Below are 18,731 nucleotides of genomic sequence, written 5' to 3'. Positions count from 1 at the left end.
TAGAATTACCGCAATATATACGCTGCTGTGAGCAGGAGGTTGCCGCGCATGGCGACGATGAACGAAAAAGATTACTACGAGATTTTGGGTGTCTCCAAGGACGCCACCTCGCGTGATATACAGAAGGCCTTCCAGCAAAAGGCCCGCAAGCTCCATCCGGACGTCAACAAAGAACCTGATGCCGAGGAAAAGTTTAAAGAGGTTTCCGAGGCCTACGCCGTGCTTTCGGACGAGCAGAAGCGTGCGCGCTACGACGCCATGCGCTCGGGCAACCCCTTCGCCGGCGCTCCTACGGCTTCGCCCTATGGCGGCGGCTACGCCGGCAGCGCAGGCTATGGCAATCCCTTTGAGGGCGGCTTTCCCTTTGGTGGCGCCTGGGGCCAGCCGCGTCGCGGGCAGGCTGCCTATAATCCCGAGAACGGCGCCAACGTGGTCGTCGATATCAAGCTCGACGCTAAGGAGGCCAAGGGCGGTGCCCGCAAGACCGTCCGCTATACGCGCTTCGATACCTGTGGCCACTGTGGCGGCTCGGGTTCTGTTTCGTCCGAGCATGCACATACCTGTCCGAGCTGCGGTGGTCGCGGCCACATCGATGTCGACCTGTCCTTCCTGTTCGGTGCCGGCACGTTTCAGTCGGTCTGCCCCGAGTGCGGCGGTTCCGGTAAGGTCGTCGCCGACCCCTGCCCCGATTGCGGCGGCAGCGGCCGTGTCCGTGTGACCTCCGAGCAGACGATTGAGTTTCCTGCCGGTACGCACGATGGCGACGAGGTCCGCATTGGCGGCATGGGTCACGCCGGCACCAACGGTGCCTCGGGTGGCGATCTGGTCGGCCGCGCTCATGTCGAGGCCGAGCGTCTGGAGGGCAAGGCCCGTACCGGTTTTTACCTGATGGGCATCGTGGCGCCGTTTTTGGTGCTGTCGGCCATCTCGGGCGTGTTCTCGGCCTTTGCCGTGATGTGCTTTATTCCGTTTGCCATGGGCCTGTTCATGGTGGTCTCGGACGGCGTGCTGCACCGCAGCCTGCTGTGGTGGAAGCGCGGCGCGATGCAGTTTGCCAACGGTTTTGCCAACGGATTTATGTTTGCGCTCGTGTCGGTTTGGTTTGCGAGCTGCTCGCAACGTGCCATGCTTTCGCCCTACGCAATGCAATAACATCAACCCCTCTGTTTGCGGCCGGCCCAGCTTGGGTATAGGACGCACTGTGACAATAATGAAAGTCGGAAGGATTCGGTCGTGTCGGAAAATAGGGATTACTACGAGGTACTTGGCGTCGACAAGGATGCCGACGCGCGGACGATTAAGCGCGCGTTTCTAAAGAAGGCCCGTACCGTACACCCGGACGTTTCGGACGACCCCGAGGCCGAGGCCAAGTTCAAAGAGCTCAACGAGGCGTATTCCGTTCTTTCCGACGAGCAGAAGCGTGCTAACTACGACCGTTACGGCACCGCGGACGGCCCCGGTGGCTCTGGCTATGTCGACATCAACGATATCTTTGGTGGCATGGGCATGGACGACCTCTTCTCGTCGTTCTTTGGCGGCGGTGCCGGCGGTGGCGCCCGAAATCGCCGTGAGCGTCGTCGCGGCCGCGATATGGCCATCTCCCTTTCGGTGACCCTTGAGGAGGCGGCACTCGGTTGCAAAAAGACGATCAGCTATGACCGCCTTGCCCCCTGCGAGGATTGCAACGGCACCGGTAGGGCCGAGGGCGCACAGGAAAAGCAGTGCAGCCGCTGCCACGGCACGGGCTATGTGACGACGGTCCAGCGTTCTTTCCTGGGCCAGGTTCAGTCCTCTTCGCCCTGTCCCGACTGCCACGGCGAAGGCACGGTCATCGACCATCCCTGCGAGACCTGTGACGGTCAGGGCCGCACGCCTTCGCACGAAAAGATCGATATCGATATTCCCGCCGGCGTTTCGACCGGTCGCCAGCTGCGCGTGAGCGGTTTTGGCGAGGCCGGCCTTCGCGGCGAGCCGTCGGGCGACCTGATCGTCAACGTGCGCGTCGCCGACCACGAGCGTTTTAAGCGCAACGGCGATGACCTGTACCTCGTGAGCGATATCTCGATTGCGCAGGCTGCGCTCGGATGCGAGATCGAGGTCGAGGGCATTATGCCTGACGAGGTCGTCAAGGTGTGCGTCCCCGCTGGCGCCCAGTACGGCGACACCGTGAGCGTCAACAATTACGGCATGCCGCGTATCGGCGGTGGCGGTTCGCGCGGTCGTCTGATCGTGCAGCTGCGTGTGGTCGTCCCCACGAACCTTTCCAATAAGCAGCGCGAGCTGCTTCGCGCCTTTGCCGACGAGATGGGCGATGACGTCGCATCCGGTAAGAAGTCGGTGACCGACCGTATCAAGAGTGCCCTCGACGACATCCTCGATTAAGGAGCCCGCGTGCTCGCACCTCATATCTCTGTCGTCAACCTCGGCTGCCGTGTCAACCGGGTTGAGTCCGACCGTATCACTGCCGATCTAATGCGCCTGGGCTTTGCGATGGTGGAGCCTCAGGATGCTGAGCTGATCGTCATTAACACCTGTGCCGTTACGGGCGAGGCCGAGGCCAAGACCCGTAAGGCCGTTCGCCATGCGCTGGCCTATCCAAACGAGCCCTATGTGGTCGTGACCGGATGCGTGGTCAATCTGCATCCCGAGGAGCTGCTGGAGCTCTCGGACCGCGTGATCGCCGAGCCGTCCAAGATCGATGTCGCCGAACGCGTCTGTGAGGTGCTGGGCGTTGAGTCCGATGACGTTCCCGCCTGCAGCGACGGCGAGGTTGTCGACGCGCTCGGTCGCTCGCGTCTGGGCGTGAAGATCCAGGACGGCTGCAACCATCGTTGCACCTATTGCATTGTGTGGAAGGCCCGCGGCCCCGAGCGCTCCGTGCCGGTCGAGTCCGTGCTCGAGCAAGTTCGCGAGGCACAGGAGGCCGGCGTGCCCGAGGTGGTGCTGACGGGTGTGAACCTGGGCGCCTACGATGGCAAGAGCGCGACTGATGAACACGTCGAGATCGATGAGCTGCTCGAGGCGATCATGGAGCGCACGTCCATTCCGCATGTGCGCATTTCCTCGGTCGAGCCCATGGATATCTCCGAGTCCCTGCTTAAGGTCATGGCGCGCTATCCGAAGCGCATCGCCCCGTTTTTACACCTGCCCGTGCAGTCCGGCTGCACCAGGACACTGCATCGCATGGGCCGTCCCTATAGCGCCGAGGCCTTCGAGGAAACGGTGCGCATGATTCGCACCAACTTGCCTCAGGTGTCCCTTTCGTGCGATGTCATCGTCGGTTTTCCCGGTGAGACGGACGAGGAGTTTGAGGAGTCGCTGGCACTGTGCCGCCGTGTGGGCTTTTCGCGTATGCACGTGTTCCGCTACAGCAAGCGTCCCGGTACCCTTGCTGCCGATATGCCCGACCAGGTGCCGCCCGAGGTTATGGCCGAGCGTAGCCGCCGCATGAGGGCCGCGGCGCAGGAACTCGCCATTGCCGACGCTCGCCGTCGCGTGGGAACCGTCGAGCGTGCCGTGCTTGAGTATGGCGACAACCTGACGCTCGGTTCGTTCCATCATGCCCGTCTTGACGATACCTGTGGACTCACAGCCCCGTGCCTGCTCGATGTTGCTATCATCGGAGTCGATGATTCCGGCTTGGTCCATGCACGCAGGGAGGTTCATGGAAGCCTCTAAGATTAGACTTACCGTTCCCGAGGGTATTGACCCCTCGCGCGTTTTGGGCGCCGGCGACGGTGTCCTTCGTGCACTCGAGAGTTTGGCTCGTGCCCATGTGGTCGTCCGTGGCGACAGCATCGCCGTGAGCGGTGACCCGGACGAGGTCGAGCTCGTGGCGCGTTTTTTCGACCATACTTTTCGCGAGGCGGCCGCCGGACGCACGCTGTCTGCCGACGATGTTTCTCGCTGCCTGGCCGTCTTGCGCGACGGTGAGCACGAGGCTACGTCGCTTCGCGATGATGTGCTGCTTTCGTATCGCGGTCGTGCCATTCGCCCCAAGACGCTCGGCCAAAAGCGCTACGTGGATGCCATCCGCTCGCATACCATCACGTTTGGCCTTGGTCCCGCCGGTACCGGTAAGACCTATCTGGCCATGGCGCTCGCCGTTGCCGCGCTCAAGCGTCACGAGGTGGGCCGTCTGATCTTGACGCGTCCGGTTGTCGAGGCGGGGGAGAATCTGGGCTTTTTGCCCGGTACCCTCGAGGAAAAGATTGACCCCTACATGCGTCCGCTCTACGACGCCCTTTTTGACATGATGGATCGCGAGCGCACCGATGAGCTCATGGAGCGCGGCGTGATTGAGATCGCCCCGCTTGCCTACATGCGCGGCCGCACGCTGAGCGATGCCTTCGTGGTGCTCGACGAGGCGCAAAATACCACGCCCGAGCAGATGAAGATGTTCCTGACGCGCCTGGGTTTTAACTCCAAGTTTGTGATTACCGGCGACCTGAGTCAGCGCGACCTGGTGGGTCGTCGCGGCGGTCTTGCCGACGTTGAGCGGATTTTAGGCCGTGTCGACGATGTCGCATTTTCTCACCTCGAGCGTGCCGACGTGGTGCGCCATGCCTTGGTGGGGCGTATCGTCGAGGCATACGATGCTTATGATGATGTGCGCGATAAGCGCGTGCACGACCGAAAGGAGTCCCGTTGAGTGTATTGATCAGCAACGATGCCGAGCTCGATACGCTGCTCGACGCGCAGGAGGTAGAGCACATCTGCGAGGTCGTGCTTGCCGCCGAGGGCGTTGAGCGTGAAGTTGAGATTTCCCTTTCGTATGTCGATGAGGACGAGATGCACGAGCTCAACCACGAGTGGCGCGGTATCGACCGTACCACCGATGTCCTCTCGTTTGAGTGCGACTCGGCCTTTGACGAGGATATTCCCGCCGACGAGACGCTCGAGCTCGGCGATATTATCCTGGCCCCGGAGGTCATTGCCCGCCAGGCCCCCGGCTTTGGTAATAGCCCTACCGACGAGTGCCGCCTGATGCTCGTGCATGGCATGCTGCACCTGCTGGGGTATGACCATATCGAGGACGACGAGGCCGAGGTCATGGAGGCCCGCGAGGACGCCATCTTGCGCGATCTGGCGCTCGAGCGCGGCGAGGACCCCAAGCTGGTCCACGTCGGCCCCATCACCAACCACGCCCACGACTAGGAGCCGTCTATGATTCCCGGATCGAACAAGGACCATCCGTCCTTCTTAAAGTCGTTCTCCTACGCCATGGAGGGCTTCGTCACCGCCGTTAAGACCGAGCGCAACATTAAGGTCATGCTCGTGGCGGGCGTGTGCACCGTCATTGCCGGCTGCATCGTGGGGCTCGACATTGCCGAGTGGGCCACGGTTATCATCTGCTGTGGCTTGGTGATTCACGGCGAGCTGTGCAACACCGCCATGGAGGCGATCGTCGACCTGGCGACCCAGGAGCTCCATCCGCTGGCAAAGCGTGCGAAGGATATCGCCGCCGCCTCCGTATACGTACTTTCCATCACCGCCGCGATTGTGGGATTGCTGGTATTTGCCCACGCGCTCGACTTTATTTAGAAAGGGATTTTCATGTCCGACAATATGCAGCCTTTCGATGAAACTCTGGACGACGAGTCCCTGGATGCGGTGGATGCCGAAGCGACCGAGGATTGCGAGGATGTCGAGGAATTCGATCCGTTTGAGGGCATGAGCGACGAGGAGCTCGACGCCCTGTGCGACGAGGATGAGAGCCTCGCGGGTTTTGGCGACGTGGAACCCGGTTTTCGCAGCGGCTTCGTGGCCCTGGTCGGCCGTCCCAACGCCGGTAAGTCCACGCTGCTCAACGCCTGCTATGGCAAAAAGGTTGCCATCACCTCGCCGGTGGCCCAGACCACCCGCCGTCGCATGCGCGCCGTCGTCAATCGCCCCGGCTACCAGCTGGTCTTTGTCGATACCCCGGGTATTCACAAGCCCAAGGACGGCCTGGGGTCCGAGCTCAACAAGAGCGCGCTGTTCGAGCTGAACGATGTCGATGTCGTCGCGTTTTTGATTGATGCCACCAAGCCGATCGGCAGGGGAGACGCCTGGGTTGCCGAGCGCGTCAAGAATGCCCGTTCCAAGAAGGTCCTGGTGCTCACCAAGGCCGATGAGGCCGACCCCGCACAGGTCATGGAGCAGCTTAAGGCCGCCCACGAGCTTATGGAATATGACGACGAGATCGTGACGTCGTCGGTCAAGAACTTCAACGTCGATGCCTTTATCGAGACCGTTGCGCACTTTTTGCCCGAGGGTCCGCGTTGGTTCCCCGAGGACATGGGTACCGACGCTTCCGATGAGACGCTCGTTGCCGAGTTTGTGCGCGAGAAGGTCTTGCGCCGCACCCGTGATGAGATCCCGCACTCCGTTGGCGTGATCTGCGATGCGCTCGAGCAGACCAAGAAGGTGCTGCGCGTGCACGCTACCATTTACGTCGAGCGCGAGGGCCAAAAGGGCATCATCATCGGCAAGGGCGGCGAGATGATCAAACATATCGGTATCGACGCTCGCCGCGATCTTGAGCGCATCTTTGGCACGCAGGTCTTTTTGGAGCTGGACGTGAAGGTCAAGGCCGGCTGGCGTGACGACGAGGCCCAGATTCGCCGCTTTGGCTACAACGCCGAGGACTAAGGACGCGCGGCGCGCATGGCAGGCTCCCGGACATATCGCACGAAGGCGCTCGTCCTCGACAAGACGAAGCTCAAAGAGACGGACCTGATCCTGACGATGCTTGACGAACGGGGTCGGCAGGTTCGCGCCGTGGCAAAGGGCGCCCGCAAACCCGGTGGGCGCCTGGCTGCGCGCTGCGAGCTGTTCTGTACCGTCGATATGCTGCTCGCGCATGGACGGTCGTTTGACGTGGTTTCGCAGGCCGAGCTTATGGAGGCGCCGCTCGGCGCAGCGCCCGATTACGAGACGACTTGCGCCGCAAGCGCAATCGCCGAGGTCGCGCGCGTGTGCTCGTTTGAGGACGCCGAGGACCCGTTTACCTTTGCCATCACGCAGCGAGCGCTTGCCCTGGTGGGCAGCGGGCTCGACACGGCGCACATGGATCTACTTGTGGCGGCATATGTGTTTAAGCTGCTGTCGCACGTTGGCTACCGACCCGATTTTTCGGCCTGCGTGCTGTGCGGAGACCCCATGCTGTCGTATTTTTCGCCCCAGGCGGGCGGTCTCATGTGCGGGTCGTGTGCGTCGAGCGTTCCGGGTGCCGAGCTGGTGTCGACCGGTGAGGTCGCGTGGCTGCGCGCCCTCATGTCCATGACCTTCGATGCGCTCATGGCCGAGAGGGTTGATCCCCATACTGCCGCTTTTTTGTTGGGGCTTTCGCATGTCTGGGCGGCAACTCATACCGATCAGCGCCTCCGTGCGATGGAATTCATGTTGGGTCGGTGATGATGCGCAGGCGTGGGCTGCTTGTGGTAACATACCGACCTGTTGGTACCTCGATCTTGGATGCTCGCTCCACCGGCGGCTTCCCAGTCCGAGGCGAATAGCGTCGCCCGAGGGCGACAAGAAACGAAAGGTGAAACAATGACTGTTTCCAAAGAGCGCAAGGCGGAGCTGACTGCCCAGTTCGGTAACACCCCGGTCGACACCGGCAACCCCAAGGTTCAGGTCGCCATCCTGTCCGAGCGCATCAAGGAGCTGACCGAGCACATGAAGTCCCACCAGAAGGACTTCCACACCCGTCGTGGCCTGCTCATGCTCGTCGGCCGTCGTCGTCGTCTTCTCTCCTACATTAAGAAGAACGACATCGTCGAGTACCGTGAGCTCATCAAGGCTCTGGGCATCCGCGACAACATCCAGTAAGGATTTGTACATGCTAAGAGCGTCCTGCGCAGCGGGGCGCTCTTTTTGTGTAAGGGCGCGAACAATCACGCTCTGAAGCGTGGCGGGGGCAGGGGGCCCGCGTCACATGAGAAGCCCGCAGGCAAGGGGCCTGTGGGGTAAAGGAGAACAATGACACTCGTATCCAAGACCTTTGAGCTGTACGGCAAGACCTACACCTTTGAGTCGGGCGAGCTTGCCAAGCAGGCCACCGGCGCCTGCCTGGTCAAGCAGGGCGACACCACGATGCTCGACACCGTGGTCGTCTCCAAGGAGCGCAAGAACTACGACTTCTTCCCGCTGACCGTCGACTTCAACGAGAAGATGTACGCCGCTGGCCGCATCCCGGGTGGTTACCTCAAGCGTGAGGGCCGTCCCAGCGAGAAGGCCACGCTCACCGCGCGCATGATCGACCGTCCGATCCGCCCGAGTTTCCCGGACGGCTTCCGCAACGAGGTGCACATCGTCGCCACCTCGCTCGTCGCCGACCAGGTCAACCCCTTCGACGTCATCAACGTCATGGGTGCTTCCCTGGCCATGACGCTCGGTGGCGTGCCCTTCGAGGGCCCGCTTGCCTGCGTGCGCATCGGCCGTAACGTGGAGACTGGCGAGTTTATCGTCAACCCCACCTACGAGGAGCGCGAGAACTCCGATCTGGACCTGGAGCTGGGCGGCTCTGCCGACTTCATCTCGATGGTCGAGGCCGGCGCCGAGGAGATCTCCGAGGACGACATGCTCGCCGCCATGAAGTTTGGCCAGGAGGCCCTTGCTGCCTTCTGCCAGGCCCAGGACGAGTTCGTCGCCGAGTGGGAGCAGGTCAACGGCCCCATCGTCAAGAAGGAGTACCCGCTCGACCAGCCCGTCGAGGAGGTCCAGGAGCGCATCTTTGCCCACTACGACGAGATGGCAGTTGCCCTTCGCGACGCCGACAAGCTCTCTCGTATCGGTAAGGTCGAGGCTCTGAAGGAGTCCATCCGCGCCGAGTTTACCGAGGAGGAGCAGGCCGCTTGGGAGCGCGAGATCCCCGTGGCGCTCAAGAAGCTCGAGAAGAAGGCCATGCGCACCATGGTCGTCGAGACTGGCGAGCGCGTCGATGGCCGTGCTGCAGACGAGATCCGTCCCATCATGGTGAAGGATAACTACCTGCCGCTCGTTCACGGCTCCGGTCTGTTCCAGCGTGGCCAGACCCAGGTGCTCTCCGTCCTGTCGCTCGGCATGCTCAACGAGGGCCAGCGTCTGGATACCATCGAGCCCACCGAGGGCAAGCGCTATATGCACCACTATAACTTCCCGCCGTTCTGCACCGGCGAGACCGGCCGCATGGGCAGCCCCAAGCGTCGCGAGATCGGTCACGGCAACCTTGCCGAGCGCGCTCTGCTCCCGGTGCTCCCCGACGAGAACGAGTTCCCCTACGCCATCCGCGTCGTCTCCGAGGTCATGGAGTCCAACGGCTCCTCTTCGATGGCTTCGACCTGCGGCTCCACGCTCGCCCTTATGGACGGCGGCGTGCCCATTAAGCGCCCGGTCTCCGGTATCGCCATGGGTCTGATCCAGGAGGAGGGAAAGACCGTGGTCCTGTCCGATATCCAGGGTCTCGAGGACTTCTTGGGCGACATGGACTTTAAGGTCACCGGCACCACCGAGGGCATCACCGCCCTGCAGATGGATAACAAGGCCACCGGCCTAACCTTCGACATCCTGGCCCGCGCCCTGCAGCAGGCCAAGGAGGGTCGCGCCTTCATCCTGCAGAAGATGCTCGATGTGATTCCCGAGCCGCGCCACACCACACGCAGCACCGCTCCGCGCATCGTCTCCATCCAGGTTCCTACCGATAAGATTCGCGACGTCATTGGCTCCGGCGGCAAGGTCATCCGCGGTATCCAGGACGAGACCGGCGCTTCGGTCGACATCCAGGAGGACGGCACCGTCTTTGTCGGCGGCACCGGCGAGTCCGTCGACCAGGCCGTCGAGCGCATCAAGCTCATCATCAAGGTTCCCGAGCCGGGCGAGGAGTACACCGGTCGCGTGGTCTCCATCCAGCCCTTCGGCGCCTTCGTCAACCTGCTGCCTGGCAAGGACGGCCTGCTGCACATCTCCCGCGTCGCCAAGGGCCGCGTGGAGAAGGTCGAGGACGTTCTCAACGTGGGCGACGAGGTCAAGATCGTCGTCATCGAGGTCGACGATCGCGGCAAGATCTCGCTTGATCGTCTCGACAAGCCCGAGGCCCCGGCTCGCTCTGAGGGTTCCTCCGAGGGCGATGGCGAGCACTTCCAGCGCCGTGAGCGTCCGCGTCGCGAGCGCTCCGAGCGCAGCGACCGTCCGCGCCGTCCCGGCGACAACGGAGGCCGCAAGCCCCGCCGTCACCACGACGCCGAGTAACAGCTAAACATAAGCAGCTCAACAAGGGCGACTCCGGACAGGGGTCGCCCTTTTGCTTGCGCCCGGGAGGGCCGCATATGAAGTTTCCTGCTCTACAGTCCTGCGCAAGACGGAAAGCACATTAAGTGCTTTCCTTTGCGTGCGGAACTCGCGATAAACTTCATATGCGTCCCTCCCGGGCGCAAGCAAAAGGGCTGGTTAGTGCCGCTCGCTATTGAGTTAGACAGTCTATTCAGTAGTCAGATTTCAGATCTGTAGATAGACGTAGCAGCATTTCCTCAGATAAAACCTACTTAAATAAACCTGTCCTTTATTGGCAGGTCTGGTCTCAGCGGCCCCGGCACGGGCTAAGTTTATCGCGAGTTCCGCACGAACAGGAGGCCACTTAATGTGGCCTCCGTCGTGAGCAGGACTGTAGAGCAGGAAACTTAGCCCGTGCCGGGGCCGCTGAGCCCAGACCGGCGGGATACACAGGTTCAGATGGGGCTTTGATGCATGGGTGGTCTGTTGGTGGGCAAATGGGTATCATACTGTGGCTACTGCATCGACTCTATGGTGCATGTTTGTACGTTCCCGGCGGTCGGTTTGCCAGAAGCGCCCCGTCGGTTGTTCCAGACCCGTTTCGAAGAAAGGAAACCACACGAACCTATGGCAGCTAAAAAATCATCTCCCTTGAAGATCATTCCGCTCGGCGGCCTTGACGGCATCGGCAAGAACATGACGGTCTTCGAGTGCGGCGACGACATGGTGCTCGTCGACGCCGGCCTCATGTTCCCCGACGACTCCCAGCCCGGTATCGACCTGGTGCTTCCCGACTACACCTATGTCCTGGAGAACGAGGAGAAGCTCCGCGGCATCGTCGTCACCCACGGCCACGAGGACCACACCGGTTCGCTTCCGTACCTGCTGCAGGACCTCAACAACAAGGTGCCCATCTTCTCGAGCAAGCTGACGCTCGGTTTTATCGAGGGCAAGCTCTCCGAGTTCCGCATTCGCGCGCCCAAGTTCCGTGAGGTCAAGGGCGGCAGCCACGTCAATCTCGGTGGCATCTCGCTCGACTTCTTCTCCATGACGCACTCCATTCCGGGTGCTTTGGGCGTGTTTATTCGCACCAACCAGGGCACCGTTATGCACACGGGCGACTTTAAGCTCGACCAGACGCCCATCGACGGCGTCACGCCCGACTATGCCGCCATCAGCCGCTTTGCCAAGCAGGGCATCGACCTGCTGCTTTCCGACTCCACCAACGCCACGGTTCCTGGCTTTACCAAGTCCGAGGCCGAGGTCGGCCCCAACCTGCTGCACGCCATCAAGAACGCGCCGGGCCGCGTGTTCGTCGCGTCGTTCTCGAGCCACATCCATCGCCTGCAGCAGATCTGCGATGCCGCCCGCAAGTGTGGCCGCAAGGTCGTCGTGACCGGACGTTCCATGCTCACCAACACCCGCGTGGCGCGTGAGCTTGGCTATCTCAACATCGACGATGCCGATATCATCGATGCCTTCGATATCGATAACCTGCCCGACGATAAGATCGTCGTCATGTGCACCGGTTCTCAGGGCGAGCCGCTGTCGGCCCTGTCCCGCATGGCCAACGGCGAGCACAAGACGCTTTCTATCCACGAGGGCGATACCGTCATCCTCTCGGCAACTCCCGTTCCCGGCAACGAGAAGGCAGTTCAGCAGGTCGTCAACAGCCTGGCCAAGCTTGGCTGCGACGTCTGGGATAAGTCCCGTGCCCTCGTCCATGTCTCGGGCCATGGCAGCCAGGAGGAGCTCAAGCTTCTGATGGCCATGGCCAAGCCCACCTACTTTATGCCGGTTCACGGCGAAGCCGTGCATCTGCGCGCCCATGCCCAGCTTGCCCGTAAGATGGGCATCAAGGACGATCACATCTTTATCCTTGATAACGGCGACACGCTCGAGATGCGTGGCGGTATCGTCAAACGCGGTGCGCCCGTCGAGTCCGGCGTCGTTTATGTCGACGGTCTGCGCATCGGCGACACCGACCCCATCGTCCTTCGCGATCGCCAAAAGCTCGCCAACGACGGTATGGTCACGGCTGTTGCCATCGTCTCGCTCAAGCACAAGAAGATCGAGGCTATCGAGTTCTCGGGCCGCGGCGTTTCGTTTGCCATCGACGACCAGTTCTCCGAGGATGCCTCCGCAGCCATCATGAAGACGATCGAGAAGGGCAAGTTTAGCTTTACCAGTAGCGGCTCCGATGCCATTCGCAAGGCCGTGCGCGATTCGCTCTCCAACTTTATCTGGAGCCGCACGCGCACCCGTCCGATGATCATCCCAGTCGTCATGGAGGTTTAGTTTGGCGCGCGGATCTGCACAAAACGCCAAAGGCAACAAATCCAACAACCAACCGGCATCTGCTAAGGGTGCCGGTTCCCATCTGCGTGCCAATAAGGGCCACGAGTCCGAGTTCGATGAGTTCGAACCCCTGGTCGAGCCTTCGGCCAATCGCGATATCGCCGGCGTTATCATTGCCGTTTTGGCGATTGCGTCCTTCATTGCCGTGATTTCTCCGGCAACGGCACCCGTGACAGCTGCGGTTGCCGGTTTCTATCACCTCGGCTTTGGTCTGGGCGCCTACGTGCTGCCGATCGTCATCTTGCTGTTTGCCGCCACGCTCTTTTTGGGTGAGGACTCGCCGCTCAACATTCGCTCGGTCGCGGGTGGTGCCGTGGTCTTTGTGGCCATTGTTTCTATCCTATCGTTGATGGTTCCGGGTACGACCGACTCGTGCGACCTCATGTTTACGCCGCAGAACCTTTCCGCCTCGGGCGGCTACATTGGCGCCTTTATCGCAAGTGCCTTGCAAAACGCCCTGGGTAAACCTATCGCTATGGTTGTCTTGCTGGGCCTTGTCGTCGTTGGCCTGGTCATCATTGGCTTTTCGGTGGGTGGCGTTTTGCGCTCCGCACGTGATCGCGCTGCCGATTTTGCCGAGCGCCGTCGTGCCGATGTCAACGCGAGCCCGTGGGGCGATGAAGAGGCCCTGTCGGTTCCCGGCGTTGCCCGTCCGCACCTGAGCATTCTGCGCCAGAAGGGGGCTGACGCCGCGGTGACCACGTTCATGGGTGGCGATGCCGACCCGGTTTTGGATGACGACGAGGACGATGACCCGTTTGTCGACGTGTCCGAGGCCGTGGAGGCCGAGCGCGCCAAGACCACGCTGCTGCCGCGTCGCCATGCCAAGAAGGGCAAGGCCGCGCCCAAGCTCAACACGAGCGAGCCTGACCCGTCTTGGTCCGATAGCGAAATTGAACTCACTGAGGGCGATGACGATTACGACGAGGCTCCGCTCGAGACCGCCAAGACCACCTTGCTGCCGCGTCGCCGCGCCAACGCAGGACAGGTCACCGGACAGTTTTCGATGGAAGACGACCCGGACAAGGCTGACGAGTCAGAGCCGCCATTTGCCGTGAATCCCGTTTCGGCAGCTCCGCAGATCCCTGACTTCCTAAAGCATCCCAAGGTTTCCGATGCCTCCGCCCCCACGGCTTCCGCTGCTCCTGTTGCAGCCGGCGATGGGGGAGCGGACGGTACCAATGCCGATGCCGAGGGCGACCAAGAGGACGGCCTCAAGCTTCCGCCGCTCGAAATCCTGCATGCCAACCCGCAGTCGGCGTCCTCCGCGTCTTCTGACAAGGAGCTGGAACAGACTGCCGAGTCGTTGCAGTCCACCTTGCTTGAGTTTGGCCGTAGCGCCCGCGTCGTCGGCTGGATTGCCGGCCCCACGGTCACGACTTTTAAGCTGCAGCCCGGTGAGGGCGAGCGCGTGAGCAAGATCTCGAGTCTCGAGGACGATATCGCGCTTTCGCTTGCCGCCCAGTCGGTGCGCATCTTTGCGCCGATTCCCGGCACCTCGCTCGTTGGTATCGAGATTCCCAATCGCAAGCGTCAGAACGTCAACCTAGGCGACGTACTTCCCTATGTGAAGGGCGGTCCGCTCGAGCTTGCCATCGGTCGCGATGCCGAGGGCACGCCGGTTGTCGCCGACCTCGCCAAGATGCCCCATCTGCTGATCGCCGGTACCACGGGTTCCGGTAAGTCGGTCATGATCAACTCCATCATCACGACCCTGCTCATGCGCGCGCTTCCCGAGGACGTTCGCTTGATCATGGTCGACCCCAAGCGCGTCGAGCTCGCAGGCTATAACGGCCTGCCGCACCTTTACGTGCCCGTAGTGACCGAGCCCAAGCAGGCCGCGAGTGCCTTGCAGTGGGCGGTGTCCGAGATGGAGCGCCGCCTGAAGGTCTTCGAGCGCCTTAACGTGCGCAAGATCTCGACCTATAACGAAAAGCAGGCCGCCGGCGAGTTTGAGCATTACGATAACCCGCCGCAAAAGATGCCCTATCTGGTCATCATCATCGACGAGCTTTCGGACCTGATGATGGTAGCCGGCAAGGATGTCGAGGCCTCGATCGTCCGTATCGCCCAGCTGGGCCGTGCTGCCGGTATTCACCTTATCGTGGCTACGCAGCGCCCCAGCTCCAACGTGGTGACGGGCCTTATTAAGGCCAACATCACCAACCGTATCGCCTTTAACGTGGCTACGGGCATCGATTCCCGCGTCATTATCGACCAGATGGGCGCCGAAAAGCTTACTGGTTTGGGCGACATGCTGTTCTCAAAAGTCGACTGGGGCAAGCCCCGCCGTATCCAGGGCTGTTTTGTCTCGGACGACGAGATCAACGAGATCGTCGAGTTCGTTAAGTCGCAAAGCGAGCCCGACTACCACGAGGAGATCCTGTCTGCCGTGGCGCCCGCTTCCATGTCCATGGCTGGTGGCGGCATTGTTCGCACGGGCGTTGCCGAACCGCAAGATGACGACCCGCTTATCTGGGAGGCCGCCCATATTGTGGTGGAATCGCAGCTGGGCTCCACATCTGGGCTGCAACGCCGCCTCAAGGTTGGCTATGCGCGCGCCGGGCGTATTATGGACATGCTGGAAGAAAAGGGTGTCGTCGGCCCGCCCGATGGTTCCAAGCCGCGCGAGGTCCTGCTGGACGAGGAGGGGCTCGCCGCGTTGGAGTCTGTCGACGCCGAGATGGCACGTGAAGATCGTGAGTTTGGAGGATTCTGATGGCTGCACGCTTTGGTGACATGCTGCTCGAGCAGCGTCGCCGGATGGGCCTTTCCATCCAGCAGGTCGCCAACACCATCAAAATCAGGCCGCAGATCATCGAGTTTTTCGAGACCGGTAACTTTGCATCGATGCCTCCGCGCGGCTATGCGCAGGGCATGATTTCGAGCTATGCTCGCTTTTTGGGGCTTAACCCGCGCGAGGTCGTCAACGCTTATTTTGATGACCTCATGGCATATGAACGCGAGACCTCGCAGCAGGGCGGTCGTTTTCAGGATGCTGCCGGCTACGTTAACTCGCGTTCGTCGGTCGATAACGGACGCTTTCTGATGGTTCAGGGTGGTCGCTCGACGCGGTACGGCCAGCGCCCTCCGCAGGCGGGCTATATCACCGAGACGGGCTCCAGCGAGGAGATTCGTTCTCAGCGAGATCGCTTTCGCAGTACGCCCATGCCGGATGATCGTGCGCTTCCCGCCGCTCGCGGGTTGAGTCGCGATCCCCGCGCCGGTTACGGCGACGGTGGCTACTCCGGTCGTGGTTATCGCGGAGTTTCTGCCGGGCGTTCCCACGGTGGATATGCCGACGCCGATACCACGCAGGTGACGCCGCGCCTCCGTTCTCAATCGCAGCCTTACGGGCAACGCTCTTCGGCGCCTCGCTCTGGCCAGCGTGGCTATCAGAACCGTGGCGAGCTTGCGCCGCGTTCGGGTCAGCGCGGCTCGCAGAGCCAAGGCGGATATCGTGGTCGTCCCGATAGCAGTCGCGGCCGTATGCCGCAGGTAAACGGTCGCGGTGGCTCTAATCGCGGACGCGGCGGTGGACGTGCCCCCCAGAACAATGGACTCGATCCGCGCATCATCTACGCCGGCATCGGTGCCGTGGCGCTTTTGTTGATTCTGCTCATCGTGGTCCTCCTGCGTGGCTGCGGCTCTTCTGCACCCGAGTCGACGCCCGAGACGCCCGCGGCTACCAAGACGACGACCAAGAAGTCTTCCAAGACGACCGAATCTGTTGACGAGGATGAAGGCATCGACGAGGCGACGGATTCTGCCGATTCCGATGCCGCCAAGGCGAACGCGAAAAAGAAAGAGGACGAGGTTATCAAGGTCAAGGTCTCCGTTGCCAAGGGCAAGACCGCCTGGATCGAGGTCAAGGTCGACGGTAAATCGGTCTTTGGCGCCCAGGCAACCGGTCCCTTTGAGCAGGAGTACACGCCCGAGTCCTCGATCGAGATCACCACGTCCAAGCCCTCCGATGTCACGGTTACCAAGAACGGTGAAAAGGTTCGCTACGACACCAAGACATCGGGCGTGGCGCGCGTGACCATTACCGTTCCTAAGAAGGAGACCACTGACTCCGAAGACGGTGAGAGTGCCGACGGCACCGATACCGCCGACGGCACCGACGCCCAGTCTACCGACGGCACCGACGCCCAATCTACCGACGGTACCGACACGGCATCCGACGGCCAGACTGCAAACGATTCAGATGACTATTCGTACGACAGCTACTAAGGCTCCCCGTACCGAAAGGAAGAACCATGGCTAAAGATTCCAGCTTCGACGTTGTGTCCGAGGTCAATATGCAGGAGGTCGATAACGCCTTCCAACAGACCACCCGCGAGATCTCTCAGCGCTATGACCTCAAGGACTCCGGCGCCACCATCGAGCTTTCGAAGGGCGACAAGCTCTTTACGATCAATGCCCCGGCCGATTTTGTCTCCAAGCAGATCATTGACGTGCTGAGCTCTAAGCTCATCAAGCGCGGCATCGACCTTAAGTCTGTCTCTTGGGATGCGCCGCAGGCGGCTTCGAGCGGTACCGTGCGCGTGCTCGGCCATATCGTCGAAGGCATCGACCAAGCGACCGCCAAGAAGATTAATAAGGACATCAAGGATCAAAAGCTCAAGGTCAAGGTGACCATCGAGGCCGATAAGCTGCGCGTTACCTCGGCCTCTAAGGACGCGCTTCAGACGGTGATCCAGTTCCTGCGCGACCAAGACTACGGCCAGCCGCTGCAGTTTACCAACTACCGCTAATTTACTCGAAAGGACCGTTCTCCAACATGGATACTCCGTTGGGTTCCGTACTCTACATCACGCTTGGCTGCGCTAAGAACGAGGTCGATACCGACCGCATGCGTTCGCTGCTGACCGCTGCGGGCTACGAGGAGGCATTCGACCCGCAGGATGCCGATATCGCTATCGTCAACACGTGCTCGTTTCTCGCCTCGGCGACGTCCGAGAGCATCGAGACCACGCTCGAGCTCGCTAACGAGGTGCAGGACGGCGTTCGCGCCTGCCCCATCGTCATGTGCGGTTGCGTGCCGTCTCGTTACGGCGATGACCTGCCCGACGAGCTTCCCGAGGTCGCTGCCTTTGTGAAGGCCGATGAGGAAGACGGTATCGTATCTGTCATCGACAACGTTCTTGGCGTGGAGCGTGAGATCGCAGCCTATATTCCGCATGTCAAGCGTACTGTCGAGGGCGCCGTTGCCTACGTCAAGATCTCCGATGGCTGCAATCGTTTTTGCAGCTTCTGCATGATCCCCTACATTCGCGGTCGCTATCATTCGCGCAATGCCGAGAGCATTATCTCCGAGGTTCGCGACCTGGTTGACGGCGGTGTGCGCGAGATCGTGCTGATCGGCCAGGACACGGGCATTTGGGGCACCGACTTTGCCGATGATGACGTTGCCGAGGGCTCGCCGCACAATCTGGCGCAGCTGCTGCGCGCCGTCGCCGAGGCCGTGCGCCCGCACAATGTTTGGGTCCGCGTACTCTATCTGCAGCCCGAGGGTATGACCGACGAGCTTATCGAGACGATTCGCGATACGCCTGAGGTGCTGCCCTATATCGATATCCCCGTGCAGCACTGCGACGCCCGCATCCTTAAGGCCATGCGTCGCTCCGGTTCGCGCCAGGAGCTCGAGGATTTGTTCCGCGACCTTCGCGAGCGCATCCCCGGCATCGTGATTCGCTCTACGGCCATGGTCGGCTTCCCGACCGAGACCGACGACGAGTTCCGCGACCTTATCGACTTTATGGACACCGTCGGCTTTGACTACACGAGCGTCTTTGCCTACTCGCGTGAGGAGGGCAGCCTGGCCGCCAAGATGGAGGGCCAGGTCGATGAGGAGGTCAAGCTCGAGCGCGCCCAGGAGGCCATGGATCTGGCCGAGTCGCTCGGTTTTGCCGCCACGGCAGCCCATGTGGGTGAGCGCGCCCAGGTGATCGTCGATGGCATCGAGGAGACCGAGGACGGCGCCGAGCTGATCGGTCACGCCTGGTTCCAGGCGCCCGATTCCGATGGCGCGGTGCATCTGGACGCCAGCGAGGCGTCCGTGGGCGATATTCTGACCGTCGAGTTTACCGATAGCTTCTGCTATGAGCTTATCGGTCATGTTGTGGAGTAGGAGAGCG

Annotated in this window: 15 protein-coding genes; all 15 read left to right on the top strand. The window is 61.5% G+C overall.

The features are described 5' to 3' along the window. Positions 1 to 48: 48 nt before the first annotated feature. Complete coding sequence (locus tag ABG996_RS02405; RefSeq protein ID WP_320678003.1) at positions 49 to 1,152, top strand: DnaJ domain-containing protein; 1,104 nt, start codon at positions 49 to 51, stop codon at positions 1,150 to 1,152. Positions 1,153 to 1,233: 81 nt separating this feature from the next. Next, on the top strand, positions 1,234 to 2,382 hold the full coding sequence (gene dnaJ / locus ABG996_RS02400; RefSeq protein ID WP_195192322.1) for a molecular chaperone DnaJ: 1,149 nt from the start codon (positions 1,234 to 1,236) through the stop codon (positions 2,380 to 2,382). A 9-nt stretch (positions 2,383 to 2,391) separates the two neighbouring features. Then, positions 2,392 to 3,678 (top strand): MiaB/RimO family radical SAM methylthiotransferase, encoded by a 1,287-nt coding sequence (locus ABG996_RS02395; RefSeq protein WP_347478494.1) that lies wholly within the window; start codon positions 2,392 to 2,394, stop codon positions 3,676 to 3,678. Beyond that, positions 3,665 to 4,651 carry a PhoH family protein gene (locus tag ABG996_RS02390; protein WP_347478493.1) on the top strand — a complete coding sequence of 329 codons (987 nt, stop codon included), beginning with the start codon at positions 3,665 to 3,667 and terminating at the stop codon, positions 4,649 to 4,651. The genes ABG996_RS02395 and ABG996_RS02390 overlap by 14 nt, the downstream gene beginning before the upstream one ends. Continuing rightward, the gene (ybeY, locus tag ABG996_RS02385) at positions 4,648 to 5,157 is read left to right on the top strand and encodes an rRNA maturation RNase YbeY (protein ID WP_347478492.1); all 510 of its coding nucleotides are present in this window, start codon (positions 4,648 to 4,650) and stop codon (positions 5,155 to 5,157) included. Before ABG996_RS02390 ends, ybeY begins: the two co-directional genes overlap by 4 nt. A 9-nt stretch (positions 5,158 to 5,166) precedes the next feature. Then, positions 5,167 to 5,544, top strand: a complete 378-nt coding sequence (locus tag ABG996_RS02380; RefSeq protein ID WP_022094706.1) for a diacylglycerol kinase family protein — start codon at positions 5,167 to 5,169, stop codon at positions 5,542 to 5,544. A gap of 12 nt (positions 5,545 to 5,556) precedes the next feature. After that, positions 5,557 to 6,633, top strand: coding sequence for a GTPase Era (era, locus tag ABG996_RS02375; RefSeq protein ID WP_347478491.1), 1,077 nt, complete (start codon positions 5,557 to 5,559; stop codon positions 6,631 to 6,633). A gap of 15 nt (positions 6,634 to 6,648) precedes the next feature. Then, a complete protein-coding gene (recO, locus tag ABG996_RS02370; protein WP_347478490.1) occupies positions 6,649 to 7,398 on the top strand; it encodes a DNA repair protein RecO in 750 nt (249 codons plus the stop codon). 138 nt (positions 7,399 to 7,536) lie between these two features. Continuing rightward, positions 7,537 to 7,815 carry a 30S ribosomal protein S15 gene (gene rpsO, locus ABG996_RS02365; protein WP_035138510.1) on the top strand — a complete coding sequence of 93 codons (279 nt, stop codon included), beginning with the start codon at positions 7,537 to 7,539 and terminating at the stop codon, positions 7,813 to 7,815. Positions 7,816 to 7,965: 150 nt separating this feature from the next. After that, the gene (locus ABG996_RS02360) at positions 7,966 to 10,212 is read left to right on the top strand and encodes a polyribonucleotide nucleotidyltransferase (RefSeq protein WP_347478489.1); all 2,247 of its coding nucleotides are present in this window, start codon (positions 7,966 to 7,968) and stop codon (positions 10,210 to 10,212) included. Positions 10,213 to 10,860: 648 nt separating this feature from the next. After that, on the top strand, positions 10,861 to 12,531 hold the full coding sequence (locus ABG996_RS02355) for a ribonuclease J (protein WP_347478488.1): 1,671 nt from the start codon (positions 10,861 to 10,863) through the stop codon (positions 12,529 to 12,531). Position 12,532: 1 nt separating this feature from the next. Beyond that, a complete protein-coding gene (locus ABG996_RS02350) occupies positions 12,533 to 15,310 on the top strand; it encodes an FtsK/SpoIIIE family DNA translocase (RefSeq protein ID WP_347478487.1) in 2,778 nt (925 codons plus the stop codon). Next, a complete protein-coding gene (locus ABG996_RS02345) occupies positions 15,310 to 16,824 on the top strand; it encodes a helix-turn-helix domain-containing protein (protein WP_347478486.1) in 1,515 nt (504 codons plus the stop codon). Before ABG996_RS02350 ends, ABG996_RS02345 begins: the two co-directional genes overlap by 1 nt. 26 nt (positions 16,825 to 16,850) lie before the next feature. Continuing rightward, the gene (locus ABG996_RS02340; RefSeq protein ID WP_347478485.1) at positions 16,851 to 17,348 is read left to right on the top strand and encodes a YajQ family cyclic di-GMP-binding protein; all 498 of its coding nucleotides are present in this window, start codon (positions 16,851 to 16,853) and stop codon (positions 17,346 to 17,348) included. A gap of 26 nt (positions 17,349 to 17,374) precedes the next feature. Further along, a complete protein-coding gene (gene rimO / locus ABG996_RS02335; RefSeq protein WP_347478484.1) occupies positions 17,375 to 18,724 on the top strand; it encodes a 30S ribosomal protein S12 methylthiotransferase RimO in 1,350 nt (449 codons plus the stop codon). Positions 18,725 to 18,731 lie beyond the last annotated feature (7 nt).

Source organism: Collinsella aerofaciens (genome assembly GCF_039836695.1).
Classification (GTDB): domain Bacteria; phylum Actinomycetota; class Coriobacteriia; order Coriobacteriales; family Coriobacteriaceae; genus Collinsella; species Collinsella aerofaciens_BD.
The sequence above is the reverse complement of the archived record's forward strand: the minus strand, read 5'-3'. Positions and strand labels throughout refer to the sequence as shown.

Excerpts from the sequence above, each read along its gene's own strand:
- ABG996_RS02405 (WP_320678003.1), top strand. The coding sequence starts at position 49 with ATGGCGACGATGAACGAAAAAGATTACTACGAGATTTTGGGTGTCTCC.
- ABG996_RS02390 (WP_347478493.1), top strand. The coding sequence starts at position 3,665 with ATGGAAGCCTCTAAGATTAGACTTACCGTTCCCGAGGGTATTGACCCC.
- ABG996_RS02380 (WP_022094706.1), top strand. The coding sequence starts at position 5,167 with ATGATTCCCGGATCGAACAAGGACCATCCGTCCTTCTTAAAGTCGTTC.
- era (WP_347478491.1), top strand. The coding sequence starts at position 5,557 with ATGTCCGACAATATGCAGCCTTTCGATGAAACTCTGGACGACGAGTCC.
- recO (WP_347478490.1), top strand. The coding sequence starts at position 6,649 with ATGGCAGGCTCCCGGACATATCGCACGAAGGCGCTCGTCCTCGACAAG.
- rpsO (WP_035138510.1), top strand. The coding sequence starts at position 7,537 with ATGACTGTTTCCAAAGAGCGCAAGGCGGAGCTGACTGCCCAGTTCGGT.
- ABG996_RS02360 (WP_347478489.1), top strand. The coding sequence starts at position 7,966 with ATGACACTCGTATCCAAGACCTTTGAGCTGTACGGCAAGACCTACACC.
- ABG996_RS02355 (WP_347478488.1), top strand. The coding sequence starts at position 10,861 with ATGGCAGCTAAAAAATCATCTCCCTTGAAGATCATTCCGCTCGGCGGC.
- ABG996_RS02345 (WP_347478486.1), top strand. The coding sequence starts at position 15,310 with ATGGCTGCACGCTTTGGTGACATGCTGCTCGAGCAGCGTCGCCGGATG.
- ABG996_RS02340 (WP_347478485.1), top strand. The coding sequence starts at position 16,851 with ATGGCTAAAGATTCCAGCTTCGACGTTGTGTCCGAGGTCAATATGCAG.
- rimO (WP_347478484.1), top strand. The coding sequence starts at position 17,375 with ATGGATACTCCGTTGGGTTCCGTACTCTACATCACGCTTGGCTGCGCT.